A 20,309-nucleotide genomic window follows, 5' to 3' on the forward strand; every position below is an offset into this window, starting at 1 on the left:
ACCGTCTAACGGGTGCCATGGGCCGGGGCAAGGAGGGCTACAGAAATGTCACAAGATACAAGATTGGAAGAGCAATTGGCGCATCTGACCAAGACGGTCGATGACCTCTCGGACGTGGTCGCGCGTCAGGATACCGAGATCGCCCTGCTGACCCGCCGCGTCGAGATGCTGATGTCGCGCGAGGCCGAACGCGAGGCAAATGCCAACAGCGGCTCGATCCCGCTGGCCGATCAGAAACCGCCGCATTGGTGATCGCCACCAGATCCTTGCAAGGATCTGCACCATCCCTTGCAAGGGATGGGGAGAAAACTCTTGCAAGAGTTTTCGCCGGCTCAAGCGGGCGCAGGCACTGGTCGCGCCCCGCGCCGCGGTCGGGAGCGGAGCAGGATATAGACCATCACCGCCACATTCAGAACGTTGAAGGCGATCCCGTTAAGAAACGCCCATTGGTAAGACCCGGTCGCGTCGTAGATCACGCCGGACAGCCAGCCGCCCACAGCCATGCCCGCGATCGTCGACATGATGACGAACCCGACCCGCGCCCCGGCCTCGCGCGCCGGCAGGTACTCCCGGACGATGACGGCGTAGGAGGGCACGATCCCGCCTTGGCTGAGACCGAAGACCATCGACACGATATAAAGTGACGTCAGGCCCGCTGCCGGAAGGTACAGGAACAGCGCCAGCATCTGCAGCGTGGACCCCACGAGAAGCGTCAGCACGCCGCCCAACTTGTCTGCCATCACGCCAGAGATGAGCCGCGAGGCAACGCCAAACAGCAGCATGAGCGACAGCATCTCCGCGCCCGCTACCGGCCCATAGCCGAGGTCGACGCAATAGGCGACGATATGGACCTGCGGCATCGCCATGGCCACGCAGCAGCCAATGCCTGCGATGGCAAGCAAAGCCGTCAGGCCGCGCGGGCTGAGGCCGGTGGTGCTGGCCCGCATCGCCGCCGCCGCATCCGATTGCGCGATGGCGTTTTCGGGAAGGCCTTTCCGCAGGCTCCACGTCAGGGGCAGCATCACGACAACGCAACTCAACGCGACGACGACATAAGCCGCTCGCCACCCGTCCGCGGCCAAGGTGCCGGCCAGAAGCATCGGCCAGACCGCACCCGAGATGTAATTGCCCGAAGCCGCGATCGCCACGGCGAGGCCCCTTCGGCGCATGAACCATTGTGACACATCGGCAATCAGGGGGCCGAAGCTCGCGGCCGATCCGAAGCCGATGAAGAACTGCGCTGCGGCAAGCAGCCCGAGCGTTGGCGCGACCGAGGCCACGCCATAGCCCGCCCCCATTAGGATCGCCGACGCCGCCAGCGACCAGGCCAAGCCAAAGCGATCGACCGCGCGCCCGATCAGGAAGTTGCCGAGCCCGAACCCGACCATCGTCGCCGTGTAGGGCAGCGATGCCGCGGCCCGCGAGACGTCGAACTCGGCCTGCACGTCGGGCAAGATCAGGATGATCGTCCACATCCCCGCGTTGCCGATCAAGGAAACCAGCAAAGCAAGCGCCAACCGGCCCCACGAGGCCCCTGTATCAAGAATATCCGTGTCGTTCATGCGCGAACCCTAGTGCGCTGAACCAACAGAGGAAACCGCAATCGCCGCTCTGCGCCGACACCCGTACCTCTGCAGCGCCTGCGGCTGTGACGCTGCGTTCAGCGAGAACGGACCGAAAGACGCCTGCACCAAAAGGTGCGTTGACAGAAGCGCAATCCCGCCGCCAAAAGAACTCCCATGAAAATGCATCGCCTCACCCCCGCCCTCGCCCTTCCCGTCACTCTCCTCCTCGCCGCCCCCGCGATGGCCGAGCCCGAATGCTCCGGCGGCGGCTACGCGGCAGATGCACTTGTCGAACCAAGCGACGCGATCGGCGCGATCAGCGTCTCGACCCAATACGCCTGGGACGGCGGCAGCCGGTTGGTCGAGGTCTGCAACCTCCTGACCGAAGGCGGAGATTTCTTTGCGACATGGTCTCTGTTCTCGGGCGAAGTCGATGAGGTCTATCCCGGCATCTGCGTGTCGCTGACCAACACCAGCGGCGTCGAGTGGTTCTCCTGCGCCCCTGCCAACGTCGTCGCCGCTGCCTTCGCCGCGGCACCGCAGACGGAAGAAGGCATCATCCATTTCGTTGAATGGTCCGATGAGGCGCCGACGCTTCAGTAAGTTGAGCGGTGCGTTCGGCGCGGTTGCCGCATTAAAGGGGCGTTGCCCCCGCCTGTGGCCTTTCAGGCCTCAGGCTCCCCCACGCTCCCGCGGGGGGATATTTGTGGAACGAGGAAGGAGAGGTAGGTTGCTTCAGATTTAGCGGCGCGCCTGCCGTTTTTTTTGTCGTTAGACAGAGAAGCGACGAGAGCATCTTTTTCCTTACGTTCTTCATCTTTTCACAAATACGGTTCGACACCTGCACCAAAGAAATGCAGTTGCGGCTGGATACGCCTGATTAAGTTTTGGAGCACTTAACTTTGGTCGGATGCGCGTGAGCTTACCCAGTCATGTAGCCTCACACCTCCTCCACCATCACCACGCCTTCCAACGACCGCAGGGCACCCTTGATCTGGGGGGATACGGGGAAGCTGTCGCCGAGGATCACCTCGACCTCGCCGGGCAGGTCGGGCGCCATGAGGCAGAGGTGGATCGGGCCCTTTGCCGCTTTTGCCGCCTCCGCGGCGGTACGCTCCAGCAGGCTCTCGACCGAGACGATGCCGGTCTCGTCCTCGATGAATACGCGCAGGCCGTTGGCCTCTCCGGCGATGGCGTTGTCCACCGGCTGCACGCTGCGGCCGAGAAGCTTCAACTGGTCGGCCTCCAGCGTCGCCTCGGCCTGGATGATCACGTTGCTGCCGGTCTCAAGGAACTGCCGCGAGGCCTCCAGCGTGTCGGAGAAGATGGTGATCTCGTAGAGCCCCGTCGGATCGGAGAGCGAGACGAAGGCGAAGCGGTTGCCCTTCTGGCTCTTGCGCTCCTGCTTGACGCTGACCGCACCTGCCATTTTCGCGACGAAGGCGCCCTGCTGAACGCGCTGCTCCACCTCTCGCAGGGTCATCACGCCGCGGCGCTTCAGGGCGGGCTGGTAGTCGTCCAGCGGATGGCCGGAGAAGTAGAATCCCACCGCCTGATGCTCGGCCGCCAGCCGCTCATTGGGCAGCCAATCGGGCGCAGAGGAGAGGCGCGGTTCGGGCAGATCTTCTCCGGCATCACCGAAGAGCGAGACCTGGCTAGAAGCCTTCTGATCGTGGATCGCGCCGGAATAGGCGGTCAGCCCGTCGAGGCTGTCGAGCACGCGGCGCCGGTTGCGGTCGAGCGCGTCGAAGGCGCCCGCGCGCGCCAGCATCTCCAGCGAGCGCTTGCCGACGCGCTTGAGGTCCACCCGCCGTGCCAGGTCGAAAAGCGTCGCATAGGGCTTCACCCCCTGCTCGGTCTGCCGGCCGTCGACGATCATCTTCATCGCCTCGACGCCCACGTTCTTGAGCGCGCCGAGCGCGTAGAGGATCTTGCCGTCCTCAACCGTGAAGGTCGCCGCCGAGCGGTTGACGCAGGGGGCCAGCGTCTCGATCCCCATGCGGTCGACCTCCTGCTTGTAGACGGCAAGCTTGTCGGTCAGGTGGATGTCGCAGTTCATCACCGCGGCCATGAATTCCACCGGGTGGTTCGCCTTCAGCCAGGCCGTCTGGTATGAGACGACCGCATAGGCTGCAGCGTGGGACTTGTTGAAGCCGTAGTTGGCGAATTTGTCGAGCAGCGCCCAGGTCTCCAGCGCCTTGGCCTCGTCGACGCCGTTTGCCTTTGCCCCGGCGAGAAACTTCGGCCGCTCGGCGTCCATCGCTTCCTGGATTTTTTTGCCCATGGCGCGCCGCAGCATGTCGGCCCCGCCGAGCGAGTAGCCCGCCATCTCCTGAGCGATTTGCATCACCTGTTCCTGGTAGACGATGATGCCCTGGGTCTCGTCGAGCAAGTGGTCCACCGTCGGATGCAGCCGGTCACGCTCGCTGGTGCCGTTCTTGACCTCGCAGAACTTCGGGATGTTCTCCATCGGGCCGGGCCGGTAGAGCGCCACCAGCGCGATGATGTCCTCGATACAGTCGGGCTTCATGCGCCGGAGCGCGTCCATCATGCCCGAGCTTTCCACCTGGAACACGGCGACCGTCTTGGCCGAGGCGTAGAGATCGTAACTCGCCTTGTCGTCCAGCGGGATCGCGTTGATCTGGTTCTCCGCCCCCTCGGGCGGCTCGTAGAGGCGGCTGCCATCGGGCCCCTCGTGGAGCTGCCGGCCCGAGGCATGGATCAGGTCGATGGCGTTCTGGATCACCGTCAGGGTCTTGAGGCCCAGGAAGTCGAACTTCACAAGGCCCGCGGGCTCGACCCACTTCATGTTGAACTGCGTCGCCGGCATGTCCGAGCGCGGATCGCGGTAGAGCGGCACCAGCTCGTCCAGCGGCCGGTCGCCGATCACCACGCCCGCCGCGTGGGTCGAGGCGTTGCGTAGCAGCCCCTCGATCTTCTCGGCGTAGTCCATCAAGCGGCGGGTCGGGTTCACCCGTCCGTCGCGCTTGTCCTGATCACTCTCGCGCATCTCCTCGAGGAAGCGCGGCTCGTCCTTGATCGCCTGGGCAATGCCCACCGGCTTCACCCCCTCCACGGGGATCATCTTCGACAGGCGGTCGACCTGGCCGAAGGGCATCTGCAGCACCCGGCCCACGTCGCGCACGGCGGCCTTGGACAGGAGCGCGCCGAAGGTGATGATCTGCCCCACCCGGTCGCGGCCGTATTTCTCCTGCACGTAGCGGATCACCTCTTCCCGGCGATCCATGCAGAAGTCGATGTCGAAGTCCGGCATCGAGATCCGCTCGGGGTTCAGGAAGCGTTCGAACAGCAGGCTGTAGCGCAGGGGGTCGAGGTCGGTGATCGTCAACGCGTAGGCCACGAGGCTGCCCGCGCCCGAACCCCGACCCGGCCCCACCGGGATCTTGTGGTCCTTCGACCATTGGATGAAGTCGGCCACGATCAGGAAGTAGCCCGGGAAGCCCATCCCCTCGATGATCTCCAGCTCGAAATCGAGCCGTTTCTGGTATTCCTCCACCGACGCCGCATGGGGGATGACGCGGAGCCGCTCCTGCAGGCCCTCGTTCGCCATGCGTCGCAGCTCGGCCACCTCGTCGTCGGCAAATTTCGGCAGGATCGGGTCGTGGGTCTCGGCGCGGAAGGCGCAGCGTTGCGCGATCTCGACGGTGTTCTCCAGCGCCTCGGGCAGGTCGGCGAAGAGCGCGGCCATCTCCTCGGGGGACTTGAAGTAATGCTGCGGCGTCAGGCGTCGGCGCGGCTCGGACTGGTCGACGTAAGCGCCCTGCGCAATGCACATCATCGCGTCATGGGCCTCGAAGATCTCGGGCTTGGGGAAGTAGACGTCATTGGTGGCGACCAGCGGCAGCTCCAACGCATAGGCGAGCTCCACGTGGCCCCGCTCCGTCGCCCGCTCGGCCGGGGGCAGGCCGCCGTCCACCGGGTGACGTTGCAACTCAACGTAGAGGCGGTTGGGATAGATCGCGGAAAGCGTCGTGAGCAGCGCCTCGGCCTTGGAGCGTTGCGCCGCGCGCAGGTGCTGACCCACAGGGCCGTCGGGCCCGCCGCTGAGGCAGATCAGCCCCTCGGCATGTTCGGTCAACTCGGGCAGCGTCACGTGGGGCAAGGAGCCGTCGCCGCGCAGGTAGAGCGCCGAGTTCAGCTTCATCAGGTTCTCGTAGCCCCGGCGATTCTGTGCCAGCAGGACGATCGCCGCCGGATCGCGCGGCTTCTCGCCGGGCGCCGCGACCTCGTAGGCCACATCGATCTGGCACCCGATGATCGGCTGCACCCCGGCCTTCTTCGCCGTCTCAGAGAATTCCAGCGCGCAGAACATGTTGTTCGTGTCGGTCACCGCGACGGCCGGCATGCCCGCGTCGGCCACCATGCCGGGCATTTTCTTCACCTTCATCGCGCCTTCCAGCAGCGAGTATTCGGTGTGCAGGCGCAGGTGGATGAACTTGGGAGATTTGGACATGCCCAAACCTACCCCACCCCCTGACGACACGCCAGCGCCCGGCCACGCGATCTTGTGGATAAATAAACTTAGCCAAAAGGCTACCAATCATCCTCAAAGCATGTTAGTTAGCCATATGGATAACAATCTCGACCACCTGTTTACTGCGCTCTCAGACCCCACGCGCCGCGCCGTCATTGCGCAACTCGGCGCGGGCGAAGCGCCGGTAAAGGATCTCGCCCAGCCCCACGAGATGGCGCTGCCCAGCTTCCTCAAACACCTCGCCCAACTGGAACGCGCGGGCCTCGTGACCTCGCGCAAAGTCGGGCGCACCCGCATCTGCACATTGCACCCCGAAGCCCTGCAAACCGCCCAGTCATGGCTCGATCAGCAACGCGCCGCCTGGAAGGGCAAACTGGGCCGCCTCGAGGCCTATCTTGAAAAGGACACCCGATGACAGACACCAAGACCCTCACCTTCACCCGCTCCCTGAGCGCCGATCCAGCGCGCGTCGCGGAGGCCGTGACCAGCGCCGAGGCGCGGATGACATGGGGCACCCCCGACGCCGAGATGGTCGTACTGATCGAGGGCCAACCGGATCCCGCTCCGGGCGTGCGCGAGGTCTCGACCTGCGGGCCGCGCGACAACCCCTACGTCACCGTCCGCACCGATTGGGTCGAGATCACGCCGACCCGGATCAGCTACGCCGAAACCCTGGAGGCAGAGGGCGACGCCTTCGCGACCTCGATGGCGATCTTTGAGCTGACCGCGACAGGAAAAGGCACCGACATGGCCGTCACCGTCTTCGTGGCCAGCTTTGTGGGCGCGGAGGCATTGCCCGAAGTCGAATCCGGCTGGTCCCACGCGGTCGACGGCCTGACCCGTTACCTGTCCTGACGCGACGCCCTGGCCACAACACGGCTTGATTATTGCGGGCAAATGGTTTGTCCTGTGAGCGGTCTTACACCACGGGCCGCCCTCTACGCCGCATCGAGGGCCGGATGACCGCCCAAAAGCTCCAGTAACGCGGTGGGCATAGCCATATGACGACCCGGTTCCTTCTGAACGGAGAGCCGCAATCAGTGGAGGCGGCACCGACACGCACGCTCCTCGACTGGTTGCGCGAAGACGCGCGCCTGACTGGCACCAAGGAAGGCTGCAACGAGGGCGATTGCGGCGCCTGCACCGTCATGGTCACCGATGCCGATGGCACGGCCCGCGCGCTCAACGCCTGCATCCTGTTCCTGCCACAACTCGAAGGGCGCGCCGTGCGCACGGTCGAGGGCATTGCCGCCCCCGACGGCACCCTGCATCCGGTGCAGGAGGCAATGGTCGAACACCACGGCAGCCAATGCGGCTTCTGCACGCCCGGCTTCATCGCTTCGATGGCGATCGCGCACCTGAACGGCGAGCGGGATCACGAGGATCAACTCGCCGGAAACCTCTGCCGCTGCACCGGCTACGCCCCGATCCTGCGCGCCGCCGACGCCGCCGCAGTCAAGCCCATCCCCGCGCATATGCAAAGCGACGCTGAAACCCTCGCGTCCGCCCCCTTCCCCGTTCCCGAAATATCCCAGGGGGAGTCCGCAGGACGGGGGACAGCGTCCCCCCTTGCCCCCGAGGGGCAGCATGAAGAACCTTTCACCCCGACCTCCTCGGACGCCCTCGCCGATTGGTACTCGGCGCATCCTGACGCCACGCTCATCGCGGGCGCCACGGACGTCGGCCTCTGGGTGACCAAGCTGCACCGCGATCTCGGGCAGGTGGCGTTTCTCAATCAATGCGCCGACCTCAAGGGTATTTCGATAACCGACGACACGATCCGCATCGGGGCGATGACCTCAATGACGGAGGTGCTCGCCGCGATGAAACCGCGTCACGCGAGCTACGCCGAGATGATCCGCCGCTATGGCTCGGTGCAGGTCCGCAATGCGGCGACGATCGGGGGCAATATCGCCAATGGCTCGCCCATCGGCGACAACCCTCCCGCCCTGATCGCCCTCGGCGCCCGTCTTCACCTGCGGCACGGCGACAGCCGCCGCGAGGTGGCACTGGAGGACTTCTTTCTCGACTACGGCAAACAGGACCGGGCGCCCGGCGAATTCGTGGAGGCTGTGAGCCTTCCAGTGCAGCCCGACACTCTGCGCGTCTACAAATTGTCGAAACGCTTCGACCAGGACATCTCCGCCGTGTGCGGTGCCTTCAACCTCGTGGTGGAAGACGGCACCATCACCGCTGCCCGCATTGCGTTCGGCGGCATGGCTGGCATCCCGAAACGCGCCAAGGCAGTCGAGGCGGCCCTCTCCGGCCAACCGGCCTCGCAAGAGACGGCGGCCGCGGCCATGGGCGAATTGGCCAAGGATTTCTCTCCCCTCACCGACATGCGCGCCTCGGCGGCGTACCGGATGCAAGCGGCGCAGAACATGCTGCTTCGGGCGGTGGCAGAGCTGTCCGGTCAAGCCACCAACGTGCTGGAGGTGCGGCCATGAGCGTTCACAAGCCCCTGCCCCATGACGCCGCGCGCCTGCATGTAACGGGCGCCGCGCGCTACATCGATGACATTCCCACGCCGTCGGACTGCCTTCACCTTGCCTTCGGCCTGTCGCCGATCGCGAAGGGCCGTGTGACCGGGATGGACCTTGCACCGACCATGGCTGCCGCAGGTGTCCATGCGGTGGTGTCAGGCGCAGACCTCGATCCGATCCCCGATTGCTCGCCCTCCAACCACGACGAGCCGCTCCTGTCCGACGGCACGATCCACTACGCGGGTCAGCCGCTCTACCTCGTCGCTGCACAGACCCATCTGCAGGCGCGCCGCGCCGCCGTCCTGGCCCATGTCTCGCTGGATGAGGAGACGCCGATCCTCAGCATCGAAGAGGCGGAGGCCGCCGACAGCCGGTTCGAAGACGGTCCTCGAATTTACCGGAAGGGAGATATCGACGCGGCCCTCTCGGACGCCCAACATGTAGTGGAGGGTAGCATCGACATCGGCGGGCAGGAGCATTTCTACCTCGAGGGGCAATCGGCCCTCGCCCTGCCGCAGGAAGGCGGCGACATGGTCGTCTATTCCTCCTCCCAGCACCCGACCGAAATTCAACACAAGGTCGCTGATGCCCTCGGCCTGCCGATGCACGCGGTCCGCGTGGAAGTGCGGCGCATGGGCGGCGGCTTCGGCGGCAAGGAGAGCCAGGGCAACCATCTGGCCATCGCCTGCGCCGTCATGGCGGCTCGTACCGGACGGCCCTGCAAGATGCGCTATGACCGGGACGATGACTTCATCATCACGGGCAAGCGCCACGATGCGCGCGTGAGCTACCGCGCGGGGTTCGACGCGGAGGGGCATCTGCTTGGTGTCGATTTCACCCAGCACATCCGGTGTGGATGGGCGATGGACCTGTCGCTGCCCGTAGCCGACCGCGCCATGTTGCATGCTGACAACGCCTATCTTCTGCCAGCCGCGCGGATCACCTCCCACCGCTGGAAGACCAATACCCAATCCGCCACCGCCTACCGAGGCTTCGGCGGCCCGCAGGGCATGGTCGGGATCGAGCGGGTGATGGACCACGCTGCACATCAATTGGGGGTGGACCCGTTGGAACTGCGGCGCAAAAATTACTACCGCGCAGCTGAGGTGGAAAGCGGGGGACCCTCCGGGGGCCGTACTTCGGAAAAGGTGAAAGGGCACCGGCTCGAGACGGCCGACCTTGAGGGTCGTGGCGCGGTCCGGGTCACGTCGGAGGGTGGTGCCAAGCGCTACGGCGGCGCACATTCTCCTGAGACCGGTACGGCTGCCGGGAATACGACGCCCTACGGCATGGAGGTGGAGGATTTCATCCTTCATGACATGACCGAAAGGCTGGCTGCCGAGTGCGATTACGCCCGCCGGGTCGAGACTGTTGCGGCGTGGAACGAGAAGGAACCGATCCTCAAGCGTGGGATCGCATTGACGCCGGTCAAATTCGGCATCTCCTTCACCCTTACCCATCTCAACCAGGCGGGCGCGCTGGTGCATGTGTATCAGGATGGCTCGATCCACATGAACCATGGCGGCACCGAAATGGGACAGGGCCTGTTCCAGAAGGTGGCCCAGGTCGCGGCAAGCCGCTTTGGCGTGCCGGTCACCCAGGTCAAGATCACCGCGACAGACACGGGCAAGGTGCCCAATACCTCGGCCACGGCGGCGTCTTCGGGTACCGATCTGAACGGGATGGCCGTGAAGGATGCCTGCGACAAGATCTGTGCGCGGATCGCTCGAACCCTGGCGGAAGAGCTCCAGGCGGAACCGGAGGAGATCACCTTCGAGGATGGCATGGTCCGTTCGCCCTCGGCCGAGATGCCCTTCACCGACGCCGTCACGCGCGCCTACATGGCGCGGGTCTCGCTTTCGGCGACCGGCTTCTACAAGACGCCGAAGATCGCCTGGGACCGGATTGCCGGAGAGGGTCGCCCTTTCCTATACTTCGCCTATGGCGCCGCCTGTTCCGAGGTCGTGATCGACACGCTCACCGGCGAGAACCGGATCCTGCGCACCGATATTTTGCATGACGCGGGCGCCTCGCTGAATCCGGCGATTGATATCGGCCAGGTCGAGGGCGGGTTCGTTCAGGGGGCCGGATGGCTGACGACCGAGGAACTGGTCTGGGACCCCAAGGGCGTGCTCAAGACCCATGCGCCGTCGACCTACAAGATCCCCTGCGCCTCGGACGCGCCGGATATCTTCAACGTCTCCCTCTATGACGCGGTGAACCGGGAAGAGACCATCTACCGCTCGAAGGCTGTAGGAGAGCCGCCCTTCATGCTCGGGATCTCCGTCTTCTCGGCGCTGTCTAACGCCTGCGCCGCGACGGGGCCGGGCTTTCCGGATCTCCAGGCTCCGGCCACTGCGGAGGCCGTTCTGGCGGCCGTCACCCGCGCACGGCAATGAGTGCGATCCGCGTCACGGTTACCGATGTCAAAGGTTCCGCCCCGCGAGAGGTCGGCACCGCGATGCTGGTCTATGCGGACCGGATCAGCGGCACCATCGGAGGCGGCGCGCTGGAGTGGGAAGCCATGGCAATCGCGCGCGCGATGCTGGAGAGCGGCGAGACCGCGCGCACCCGGACGTTCCCTCTCGGGCCGTCTCTCGGGCAATGCTGCGGGGGCGTCGTGACGCTGGAATTGCGCAGTGCGGACGAGTTGCCGGAACCCGCCACAACGCAGCTTTGGGTCTGGGGGGCGGGCCACGTGGGCCGCGCCCTTATCCACACGCTGTCGCCGCTGCCACAGATCGAAATCACCTGGATCGATACGGACGAGGCGCGTTATCCACAGGATATTCCCGAGTCGATCCACAGGCTCATTGCGACGGACATGCCGCGGATGATGACCCATGCGCCGGTCGATGCGCACCACCTGATCGCAACCTATTCGCATGATATCGATCTGGCGCTTTGCCACGCCGCCCTGTCGCGTGGCTTCGCCAGTGCCGGGCTCATCGGGTCGGCGACGAAATGGGCGCGCTTTCGCAAAAGGCTTTTGCACTTGGGTCATGACAACGACCAAATTTCGCGCATCATGTGCCCTATGGGTGACCCAAGCCTCGGCAAACATCCTCAGGCCATTGCGATTGGCGTCGCAGCGCGGCTACTTGTTAATCAAACGCTGCAAGAATCGGCAGCATCAGGGGGACCATGACGATACCGCTGCTCGAACTGAATGGCTTGACCAAAGCCTACCCCGGTGTTGTCGCAAACGATGATGTCACGTTCGCCATCCAACCGGGCGAGGTTCATGCGCTACTGGGTGAGAACGGCGCCGGCAAATCGACATTGGTGAAAATGATCTACGGCTTGGTGAAGCCCGACGCCGGCGTCATGGCATTGAGCGGCACGCACCACACCCCGGCAGAACCCCGAGCCGCGCGCGAGGCGGGTGTCGCGATGGTGTTCCAGCATTTCAGCCTGTTCGAGGCGCTCAGCGTCGCAGAGAACATCGCGCTCGGGATGGAGAAGCCGCCCAAGCCCCGCGATCTCTCGGCGCGCATAACCGAGGTCAGTGCCGCCTATGGCCTACCTCTCGACCCGCACAGCCTTGTGGGCGATCTCTCGGCGGGCGAACGTCAGCGGGTCGAGATCATTCGCTGCCTGCTGCAGGACCCCCGGCTCCTGATCATGGACGAGCCGACAAGCGTCCTCACGCCGCAAGAGGTCGAGATCCTGTTCCAGACCCTGCGCAAGCTCAGCGCGGAAGGCACCTCGATCCTCTATATCTCGCATAAGCTTGAAGAAATCCGGAACCTCTGCGACGCCGCGACGATCCTGCGGCTCGGCAAGGTTGTCGGCAAATGCGACCCGAAGGCCACGTCCGCGGCTCAGATGGCCGAGATGATGGTGGGCAAATCCTTGGCTGTTCCGGCGCGCTCCAACACGACACCGGGCGCGGCGTTGCTCACGATCGACGGCCTCTCGCAGCCCTCCGTGACGCCCTTCGGCACCTCTCTCAAGGATATCACGCTGGAGGTCCGAGCCGGTGAGATTCTTGGCATCGGCGGGGTTGCGGGGAATGGGCAGGATGAGTTGCTCGCGGTTCTGTCGGGTGAGCGCCCGACCGCCCCCGGCACGCTGACTTTCGACGGGCGCGACATTGGCGCCGAGGGGCCAAACGCCCGGCGCGCGGGCGGCCTGTTGTCGGCACCCGAAGAGCGGTTGGGCCACGCCGCCGCCCCGGACATGAGCCTGACCGAGAACGCGGTCCTGACCGGTCAATCCCGCAAGGCGCTTGCCGCGCGCGGCTTCATCAACTGGTCCAAGGCCCGTGATTTCGCCGATGAGATCATCAGCAAGTTCGACGTCCGCACCCCCGGCAACGCCACCGCGGCGCGAGCGCTTTCGGGCGGCAACCTGCAAAAATTCGTCATCGGGCGGGAGATCCTGCAGGATCCGAAGGTTCTGGTCGTGAACCAGCCGACCTGGGGCGTGGATGCCTCGGCCGCGGCCGACATCCGTCAGGCACTTCTCGATCTGGCGGAAGGCGGCGCGGGGGTCATCGTCATTTCGCAGGACCTCGACGAACTTCTTGAAATCTCGGATCGTTTCTGTGCCCTTAACGAAGGCCGCCTCTCAGCCCCCCGCCTTGCGCGGGAACTGTCGATGGAAGCGATCGGGCTCATGCTTGGCGGCGACCATGGAATGTCTGAAGCCGCACCGGGAGCGCACACATGATCCGTCTTGAGAAGCGCCCGACACCGTCCCGTGCCTGGGCGCTCTCGACGCCGGTCATCGCTGTGATCCTGACCATGCTGGCCGGCGGGCTGATGTTCGCGCTGCTCGGCAAGGACCCTGTCGAGGTGATCCGCATCATCTTCTGGGATCCGCTGTTTCATGAACGCTTCGCCTCTTTCTCGCGGCCGCAACTGCTGGTGAAGGCGGGACCGCTGATCCTGATCGCCATCGGCCTGTCACTCGGGTTCCGGGCGGGGATCTGGAACATCGGGGCCGAGGGTCAATATATCATCGGGGCGCTCGCAGGCGCCTCCTTCGGACTGGCGCTTTATCCGTCCGAGCATCCGCTGATCTTTCCCGGCATGATCGTCGCCGGACTGCTCGGCGGCTTCCTCTGGGCGATGATCCCGGCGGTGCTGAAGACGAAAGCCAACACGAACGAGATCCTCGTGTCCTTGCTGTTGGTCTACGTGGCCGAGGCTATCCTCGCCTCCGCCGCCACAAGCTGGCTGCGCAACCCCGACGGACAAGGCTTCCCCGGCTCGCGCAACCTCGCGCGGCATCCGGGTACGGACAATCCCGTGGTGGTGGATCAACTGGGGCTGGAGGGCTTTGCGGGCGGGTTCTTCGACCTCGCCCATTACGGCGTCTTCGCAGCCCTCGCTGCCGTGATCGCGGCCTACGTCCTGTTCCAGAAACACCTGTTTGGCTACCAGATCAAACTCGCCGGACAGGCGCCGCGCGCGGCCCGGTTCTCGGGCGTCAGCCCGGCGCGCATGGTGATCCTCTGCCTCGGCATTTCCGGCGCGCTGGCCGGGGCCGCGGGCGTTTTCGAGGTCTCGGGCCCCGCGGGTCAGGTCACCATCGACCTCAACGTCGGCTACGGCTTCACGGCGATCATCGTGGCGTTCCTCGGCCGCTTGCATCCGATCGGCATTCTTTTCGCGGGCCTCTTGATGGCGCTCACCTATATCGGGGGCGAGCTGGCACAACTTCTGTTGCAGGTCCCTGCCCCGGCGATCCAGGCCTTCCAGGGGATGCTCCTGTTCTTCCTTCTCGCGCTCGATGTCCTGTCGAACTACCGCGTCCGCGTCGGGCGGGAGGCGAAGGCATGACCGAGATCAAACGCCCCCACCTGCGTCAGCGTCCCGGCACACCGCGGCGCTCGCCCACTGACCGGTTCTCACCGCCACGTGGCTGCAAGCCAAGCGCTGCGGCACCATTCCCGAGGGCTTTCCATGATCATTGATCCCGTCACCCTCATCGTCGCCTTGATCACGATCTCCACCCCCGTGCTCCTCGCGGCACTGGGAGAATTGGTGGTGGAGAAATCGGGCGTCCTGAACCTCGGCGTCGAAGGCATGATGATCATGGGCGCCGTCTGCGGCTTCGTCGTCGCCCACCATAGCGGATCGCCGACATTGGCCTTCATCGCGGGCATGGCGGGAGGCGCGTGCCTCTCCGTGATTTTCGCCGTCCTCACCCAGTTCCTCATGTCGAACCAGGTCGCCACGGGCCTCGCCCTGACGCTCTTCGGCCTCGGCCTCGCGGCCCTGCTTGGCGTCGGATACGAGGGCCAACCGATCCCCGAGGTCGCCAAGCCTCTGCCCGAGGTTCTGCGGACCATTCCCGTCATTGGGCCGATATTGCTCGGACATGATCTCGTCACCTATCTCGCCGTCGCGGCTGTTTTCGCGATCGCCTATGTCCTCAAGCACACCCGCATCGGGCTGATCATCCGCGCCGTGGGCGAAAGCCACGACGCCGCCCATGCGCTCGGCTACAAGGTGATCCGCATCCGCTTCGCCGCCATCGTCTTCGGCGGCGCCATGGCCGGGCTCGGCGGCGCGTTCCTCTCCATCGTCTATGTCGAGAACTGGGTGCAGGGCATGACCGCAGGCGCTGGCTGGATCGCGCTGGCGCTGGTGGTCTTTGCGGGCTGGAAGTCGGGCCGCGTGCTGTTCGGCGCATGGCTCTTCGGCGGTATCGCCGCGTTGCAATTGCGCCTGCAAGCGGCCGAGGTCTCGGTCCCCGTCGCGCTTCTGGACGCCTCTCCCTACATCGTCACCATCATCGTCCTTGTCATTATGTCCTCGGACCGCGCCAAGACCGCGATCAACGCACCCGCCGCGCTCGGCAAGACTTTCCATGCTACCGGGTAACCCATGAAGCTCTTCGGTTTCACCCGCGCTGAGGTCATCGAGGTCCTCGACGGAACGCACCCCCGCGTGGGGCGGTCCGTGGCGCTAGTGATCTACGCATTGATCTGCATATCCGCGGTCGTCATCGCGCTCGAGACGATGCCCTCGCTGACCCCCACGATGACCACCGTGCTCGTCACGGTCGAGATCGTGATCCTGACGATCTTCATCATCGAATACGCCCTTCGCCTGACTTGTAGCGCCCATCCGATACGCTACGCGTTCAGCTTCTGGGGGATCGTGGATTTCCTCGCCATCGTGCCTGCGCTGATCTTCATGATGCCCGATTTCGCGACGATCCGCGCCATTCGCCTGCTGCGCCTGCTGCGGCTTTTGAAGCTGTTCAAGGCCAACAATGCGCTCGACAGGATCGCCCGGGCGCTGGATGCCATCAGGGCCGAGTTCGCGATCTTCTTCTTCATCGCAGCCGTGGCGCTCTACCTTGCCTCCGTGGGGATTTACCACTTCGAGCATCAGGCTCAGCCTGAAGGGTTTTCCTCGATCCCCGAAAGCCTCTGGTGGGCCATCGCCACCTTCACCACCGTGGGCTACGGCGACGTCTATCCGATCACCGTGGGAGGGCGCATCTTCACCGGGGTCATCATGCTGATCGGGATCGGCATCATCGCCGTTCCTGCCGGGCTCGTAACCGCCGCCTTGACCGAGGCGGCTCCTACGGACCAAATCTTAACCAAAGAAACTGAATCCAACAGAGGGGATGAACAATGAAACTCACCACCAAACTTCTGGCCACGGCGGCGCTTGCCACGGGCCTCGCCGGCGCAGCCTTTGCCGATGGCCACGAGCCGCTGCAGGTCGGCTTCATCTACGTCGGCCCCACGGGCGACCTGGGCTGGACCTATGAGCACGACCAGGGCCGCCTCGCGGTGGAAGAGCACTTCGGCGACCAGGTCGAGACCGTGTTCCTCGAATCCGTGCCGGAAGGTGCCGATGCCGAACGCGCGATCACCACGATGATCCTCGGCGGCGCCGACATGGTCTTCACCACGTCGTTCGGCTACATGGAAGCCACCAACGCGGTCGCGGGCCAGTTCCCCGACGTGCTGTTCGAACATGCCACCGGCTACCTGCGCGAGCATCCGAACGTCTCCACCTATTCCGCGCGCTTCTACGAGGGCCGCGCCATTCAGGGCCACATCGCGGGGCAGATGACCGAGAGCAACATCATCGGCTACATCGCGTCCTTCCCGATCCCCGAAGTCATTCGCGGCATCAACTCGGCCTATCTCCACGCCCGCGCGGTGAACCCCGATGTCGAATTCCGGGTGGTCTGGGCCTACACTTGGTTCGATCCCGCAGCCGAAGGCGCAGCGGCCCAGGCGCTGATCGACGCCGGCGCTGACGTGATCCTGCAGCACACCGATTCCACGGCACCCCAGGCCGCGGCGCAGGAAGCCGGCATCTACTCCTTCGGACAGGCCTCGGACATGGCCCAATTCGCGCCCGCGCCGCGGATCTCCTCGATCATCGACAACTGGGCGCCCTACTACATCGAACGCGTCGGCATGGCGCTCGACGGCACCTGGGAGCAGGCCGACACCTGGGACGGCATCGGCCCCGGCATGGTCGAGATCGGCGAGATGACTGAAGCAATCCCGGAAGAGGTCCGCGCGTCGGCACAGGAAATGATCGACGCAATCGCGGCGGGCGAATACCACCCGTTCACCGGCCCGATCAACCGCCAGGACGGCACCGCATGGCTCGCGGAAGGCGAAGTGGCCGACGACGGCACGCTCGCGGGGATGGATTTTTACGTCGAAGGCATCACCGGCGACATCCCGAACTGATCGCTGCACGCGTCAACCTCATCAAAGGCCCGCCCCATCCGGCGGGCCTTTTTCATGGAGCACCCCCGGCTCCCTTCATCTTGGCAAATACAACTCATCCCAACAGTGCAAAGCGCGCCACCCGGACACACGGCACGCCCCCCTTGCAAAGCCGCAATAAGGACCGCTTCAAAAGCCGCCTTCCCCCTCTTGTCCAGACGCGCCCTCCATGTCACGCCTACGCCCATGACCTATGATTTCCTCATCATCGGCGGCGGTATCGCCGGCACCTCCGCGGGCGCGCGGCTCGCGGCCCTTGGCACCACCTGCCTTCTGGAGGTCGAGCCCGCGCTGGCCTATCACACCTCCGGCCGGTCGGCCGCGCTCTACGAGGCGAACTACGGCCACCCAGTCACTGTCGCGCTGAACCATGCGTCTCTGGACGATCACCAGACGCTCGACGGCGGCTTCCTCTCGCCGCGCGGCTTGCTGATGCTGGCGAGCGAGGCCGAGGCTGCGGCTTTCGAGCACGACGTCACGGCCATGGACCTGACCGAAATTTCGCTCGCAGAGGCCTGCGCCCTCGTCCCGATCCTCAACGCGGACCACATCACCCGCGCAGCCCATCACGACGCGGCGTGGGACATCGATACCGATCGCATGGTGCAGCACTTCGCCCGCACGATCCGCGCCAATGGATCGGTGCAGACCGGTCAGACCGTCACCGCCCTGACCCGTATGGACGACGGGTGGGAGGTCACCACCAACAGCCAGACCCTCCACGCGCGACACATCGTGAATGCCGCCGGAGCCTGGGCCGACCAGATCGCCAGCCTCGCCGGTATCGAGCCGATCGGGCTGACCCCCTACCGGCGCTCCATGGCGCGGATGCCGGCGCCGGGGGGCCACGACGTCAGCCGCTGGCCGATGATTTTCGGCGCGGGCGAGGCTTGGTACGCCAAGCCCGACGCGGGCGCATGGCTGGTCTCGCCGGCAGAGGAAGAGGCCGCAACGCCTCACGATGCCTATGCCGACGACATGACGCTGGCCGAGGGAATCGCCCGGTATCAGCCCTTCGTGACCGAGGAGGTCACCCGCGTGACCAGCTCCTGGGCGGGCCTGCGGACCTTCGCGCCCGACCGGTGCCTCGTCATCGGCCCCGAGCCCTCTGATCCGACCTTCCTCTGGAGCGCGGGCCAGGGAGGCTACGGCTTCCAGACCGCACCCGCCGCCAGCCAGCTTCTGGCGGACCTCGTTGCAGGCACGCCGCCCGCGCTTGACGATGTCGTCGTGAAGGCCCTGTCCCCGGCACGCTTCCGATCAAAATGACGTGTGCCCGGTCGGGCGAGAAAAACAAGGGACGGCAGGCAATGCGGCAGGGTGCAAAACCCCGCCCATTGGCCCCCGTCCCGATGACCGGAACTTGGAACTGCTTCGCAGTGGCTCTATTCTAAGTCCAAACCGTTTACCGGCCCTTACAAATTCCGGAGATCTCAATGAACCGTTCCTTCCTGTGCGCAGGCTTCGCCGCCGCGCTGATGACCCTGCCCCTCGCCGCCCAGGCACAATCGCAACTCGACCGTTTCGAAGCCTTGAGCGAGCAAATGACCGCGCTCACCTACGAGGGTCTGGCCGCGCAATACCCCGTGCTGCAGGGTCTGCTTCCTTCTGCCGAATGGGGCCGTCCCGAGCGGCGCGCTGGCCGTTGCGCGCTTCGTGATTACGAGCGCGCCGTGGGCGAAGACGGTGTCGACGCAATGCTGGCCGAGTTCGAGACCGCGATTGCTTCCGCCCGTCCGGCGGACCTTCTCGACGGAACCTTCAGCGCCGGTGTGCCGCAGGGCCTGACAGCCGCGCAGGTGCAGCAGATCAACAACGAATGCGGCCTTTTGGAACTGCAGATGCAGCGGCTGGCAGAATCCGGCGCGATGCAGGCCCTGCAAGCGCAATGATGCTGCGCGCAACAGCCCTCGCGCTGCCCCTCTCCGCCCTCGCCCTCCTGCCCGCCCACGCGCAATCATCGTTCGAGCGGCTGGAGGCGGTCGCCACGACCATCAACGGCATGATGTTCGACGCCATGGTCGAACAGACCCCGGCGCTGGAAGGCAACATGCCCTCGGCGGAATGGTCCGAGGGGCTGCGCGCCGCTTATACCTGCATGTACGACGGCTTCGTTGCGCAGGCTGGAGAGCCCGCCGTGTCCGAGATGGTCACCGAGATGGAGAACCGCCTCGAGACGCTCACCACCGAGGAAGTGATGAACGGCGATGTGGAAGTCGGCAACCCCGGCGACATGACTGATGACGAGGTTGGTGCCATCGTGGCGGAATGCGGCATGATGGACGCCTTCATGGCCCATCTGGCGCAATCCGGCGCGCTTCAGATCATGATGCAAGCCGACCAATGACGCAGCCGTCGCCCACCTTCGATGATGGGCGGCTGAATGCCCCCGCCGCCCTGCGCAACCGGGATGCGCTTGCGGCGGCTTTGACGCGGATCGCCGCGGACCTGCCCGCCGGGGCGCGGGCGCTGGAAATTGCCTCGGGCACCGGACAGCATGTGATCCGCTTCGCCCAGGCGATGCCGAATATCCTCTGGCAACCGTCCGACCCGGATCCCGACCGCCGCGCCTCGATCCGGGCCTGGGTGCAGGCCGAGCCCTCACCCAACATCGCACCGCCGATATCGCTTGATGCCTGCACGGCCGGTTGGGCGGCAGAGCACGGTGACTACGACCTCATCTTTCTGGCGAACCTCCTGCATCTCGTCTCTGAACCCGCCGCGCGGGCCTGCATGGTCGAAATCGCGAGGGCCGTGCGGCCCGGCGGGCGCGCGGTCGCCTACGGGCCCTTCCTGCGCGATGGGCAGACGACGTCCGACGGCGACGCCGAGTTCGATGCGCGCCTGCGCGCTGAGGGACAGGAAGCAGGCTACAAGGACGTCGCCTGGGCCTGTGATATCTGGCGTGACGCGGGGTTGGACGTTGCCGCGCCCGCCGCGATGCCTGCCAATAATCTGCTGCTTTGCGGCGTCAAACCGGATCTGGGCGGTGTCACGTAAGGAAACGTTTCGTTTTCCCCTAATCAGGTGTTTACTATAATTAA

18 protein-coding genes are annotated in these 20,309 nt (G+C 65.2%); 16 read left to right on the top strand and 2 right to left on the bottom strand.

Features of this window, described 5'->3' with window-relative positions:
* Positions 1-45: 45 nt before the first annotated feature.
* Positions 46-252, top strand: a complete 207-nt coding sequence (locus KYE46_RS15740) for a SlyX family protein (protein ID WP_219001902.1) — start codon at positions 46-48, stop codon at positions 250-252.
* An 80-nt stretch (positions 253-332) separates the two neighbouring features.
* Here the strand turns inward: KYE46_RS15740 and KYE46_RS15745 are convergent, their stop codons facing one another.
* Positions 333-1,562 carry an MFS transporter gene (locus KYE46_RS15745; protein WP_219001904.1) on the bottom strand — a complete coding sequence of 410 codons (1,230 nt, stop codon included), beginning with the start codon at positions 1,560-1,562 and terminating at the stop codon, positions 333-335.
* A gap of 177 nt (positions 1,563-1,739) precedes the next feature.
* Between KYE46_RS15745 and KYE46_RS15750 the strand changes: the two genes are divergently transcribed.
* Positions 1,740-2,168 carry a hypothetical protein gene (locus KYE46_RS15750; protein ID WP_219001906.1) on the top strand — a complete coding sequence of 143 codons (429 nt, stop codon included), beginning with the start codon at positions 1,740-1,742 and terminating at the stop codon, positions 2,166-2,168.
* 337 nt (positions 2,169-2,505) lie between these two features.
* Here KYE46_RS15750 and dnaE read toward each other — a convergent pair whose 3' ends face one another.
* Positions 2,506-6,039 carry a DNA polymerase III subunit alpha gene (gene dnaE, locus KYE46_RS15755; RefSeq protein WP_219001908.1) on the bottom strand — a complete coding sequence of 1,178 codons (3,534 nt, stop codon included), beginning with the start codon at positions 6,037-6,039 and terminating at the stop codon, positions 2,506-2,508.
* Between dnaE and KYE46_RS15760 the strand changes: the two genes are divergently transcribed.
* The 14 genes from KYE46_RS15760 (at position 6,038) to KYE46_RS15825 (ending at position 20,265) form a co-directional block, all read left to right on the top strand.
* Complete coding sequence (locus KYE46_RS15760) at positions 6,038-6,475, top strand: ArsR/SmtB family transcription factor (protein WP_346345209.1); 438 nt, start codon at positions 6,038-6,040, stop codon at positions 6,473-6,475. The two genes, dnaE and KYE46_RS15760, sit on opposite strands and share 2 nt — an antisense overlap.
* Positions 6,472-6,915 carry an SRPBCC family protein gene (locus tag KYE46_RS15765; protein ID WP_219001910.1) on the top strand — a complete coding sequence of 148 codons (444 nt, stop codon included), beginning with the start codon at positions 6,472-6,474 and terminating at the stop codon, positions 6,913-6,915. The genes KYE46_RS15760 and KYE46_RS15765 overlap by 4 nt, the downstream gene beginning before the upstream one ends.
* A 146-nt stretch (positions 6,916-7,061) precedes the next feature.
* On the top strand, positions 7,062-8,507 hold the full coding sequence (gene xdhA / locus KYE46_RS15770; protein WP_219001912.1) for a xanthine dehydrogenase small subunit: 1,446 nt from the start codon (positions 7,062-7,064) through the stop codon (positions 8,505-8,507).
* Entirely contained in the window at positions 8,504-10,942 is a 2,439-nt protein-coding gene (gene xdhB, locus KYE46_RS15775) for a xanthine dehydrogenase molybdopterin binding subunit (RefSeq protein WP_219001914.1), read from the top strand. Before xdhA ends, xdhB begins: the two co-directional genes overlap by 4 nt.
* Complete coding sequence (gene xdhC / locus KYE46_RS15780) at positions 10,939-11,691, top strand: xanthine dehydrogenase accessory protein XdhC (protein WP_219001917.1); 753 nt, start codon at positions 10,939-10,941, stop codon at positions 11,689-11,691. The genes xdhB and xdhC overlap by 4 nt, the downstream gene beginning before the upstream one ends.
* Complete coding sequence (locus KYE46_RS15785) at positions 11,688-13,217, top strand: ABC transporter ATP-binding protein (protein ID WP_219001919.1); 1,530 nt, start codon at positions 11,688-11,690, stop codon at positions 13,215-13,217. Before xdhC ends, KYE46_RS15785 begins: the two co-directional genes overlap by 4 nt.
* Entirely contained in the window at positions 13,214-14,332 is a 1,119-nt protein-coding gene (locus KYE46_RS15790) for an ABC transporter permease (RefSeq protein ID WP_219001921.1), read from the top strand. The genes KYE46_RS15785 and KYE46_RS15790 overlap by 4 nt, the downstream gene beginning before the upstream one ends.
* Before the next feature lie 123 nt (positions 14,333-14,455).
* Positions 14,456-15,379 carry an ABC transporter permease gene (locus tag KYE46_RS15795; RefSeq protein ID WP_219001923.1) on the top strand — a complete coding sequence of 308 codons (924 nt, stop codon included), beginning with the start codon at positions 14,456-14,458 and terminating at the stop codon, positions 15,377-15,379.
* 3 nt (positions 15,380-15,382) lie between these two features.
* Positions 15,383-16,147, top strand: a complete 765-nt coding sequence (locus KYE46_RS15800; protein WP_219001925.1) for an ion transporter — start codon at positions 15,383-15,385, stop codon at positions 16,145-16,147.
* On the top strand, positions 16,144-17,226 hold the full coding sequence (locus KYE46_RS15805) for a BMP family ABC transporter substrate-binding protein (protein ID WP_219001927.1): 1,083 nt from the start codon (positions 16,144-16,146) through the stop codon (positions 17,224-17,226). The genes KYE46_RS15800 and KYE46_RS15805 overlap by 4 nt, the downstream gene beginning before the upstream one ends.
* A 225-nt stretch (positions 17,227-17,451) precedes the next feature.
* The gene (locus KYE46_RS15810) at positions 17,452-18,534 is read left to right on the top strand and encodes an NAD(P)/FAD-dependent oxidoreductase (RefSeq protein WP_219001929.1); all 1,083 of its coding nucleotides are present in this window, start codon (positions 17,452-17,454) and stop codon (positions 18,532-18,534) included.
* A 167-nt stretch (positions 18,535-18,701) separates the two neighbouring features.
* On the top strand, positions 18,702-19,157 hold the full coding sequence (locus tag KYE46_RS15815) for a hypothetical protein (protein WP_219001930.1): 456 nt from the start codon (positions 18,702-18,704) through the stop codon (positions 19,155-19,157).
* On the top strand, positions 19,157-19,612 hold the full coding sequence (locus tag KYE46_RS15820) for a hypothetical protein (protein WP_219001931.1): 456 nt from the start codon (positions 19,157-19,159) through the stop codon (positions 19,610-19,612). Before KYE46_RS15815 ends, KYE46_RS15820 begins: the two co-directional genes overlap by 1 nt.
* Positions 19,609-20,265 carry a DUF938 domain-containing protein gene (locus KYE46_RS15825; protein ID WP_219001932.1) on the top strand — a complete coding sequence of 219 codons (657 nt, stop codon included), beginning with the start codon at positions 19,609-19,611 and terminating at the stop codon, positions 20,263-20,265. Before KYE46_RS15820 ends, KYE46_RS15825 begins: the two co-directional genes overlap by 4 nt.
* Positions 20,266-20,309 lie beyond the last annotated feature (44 nt).

The organism is Gymnodinialimonas ceratoperidinii (genome assembly GCF_019297855.1).
Lineage (GTDB): Bacteria > Pseudomonadota > Alphaproteobacteria > Rhodobacterales > Rhodobacteraceae > Gymnodinialimonas > Gymnodinialimonas ceratoperidinii.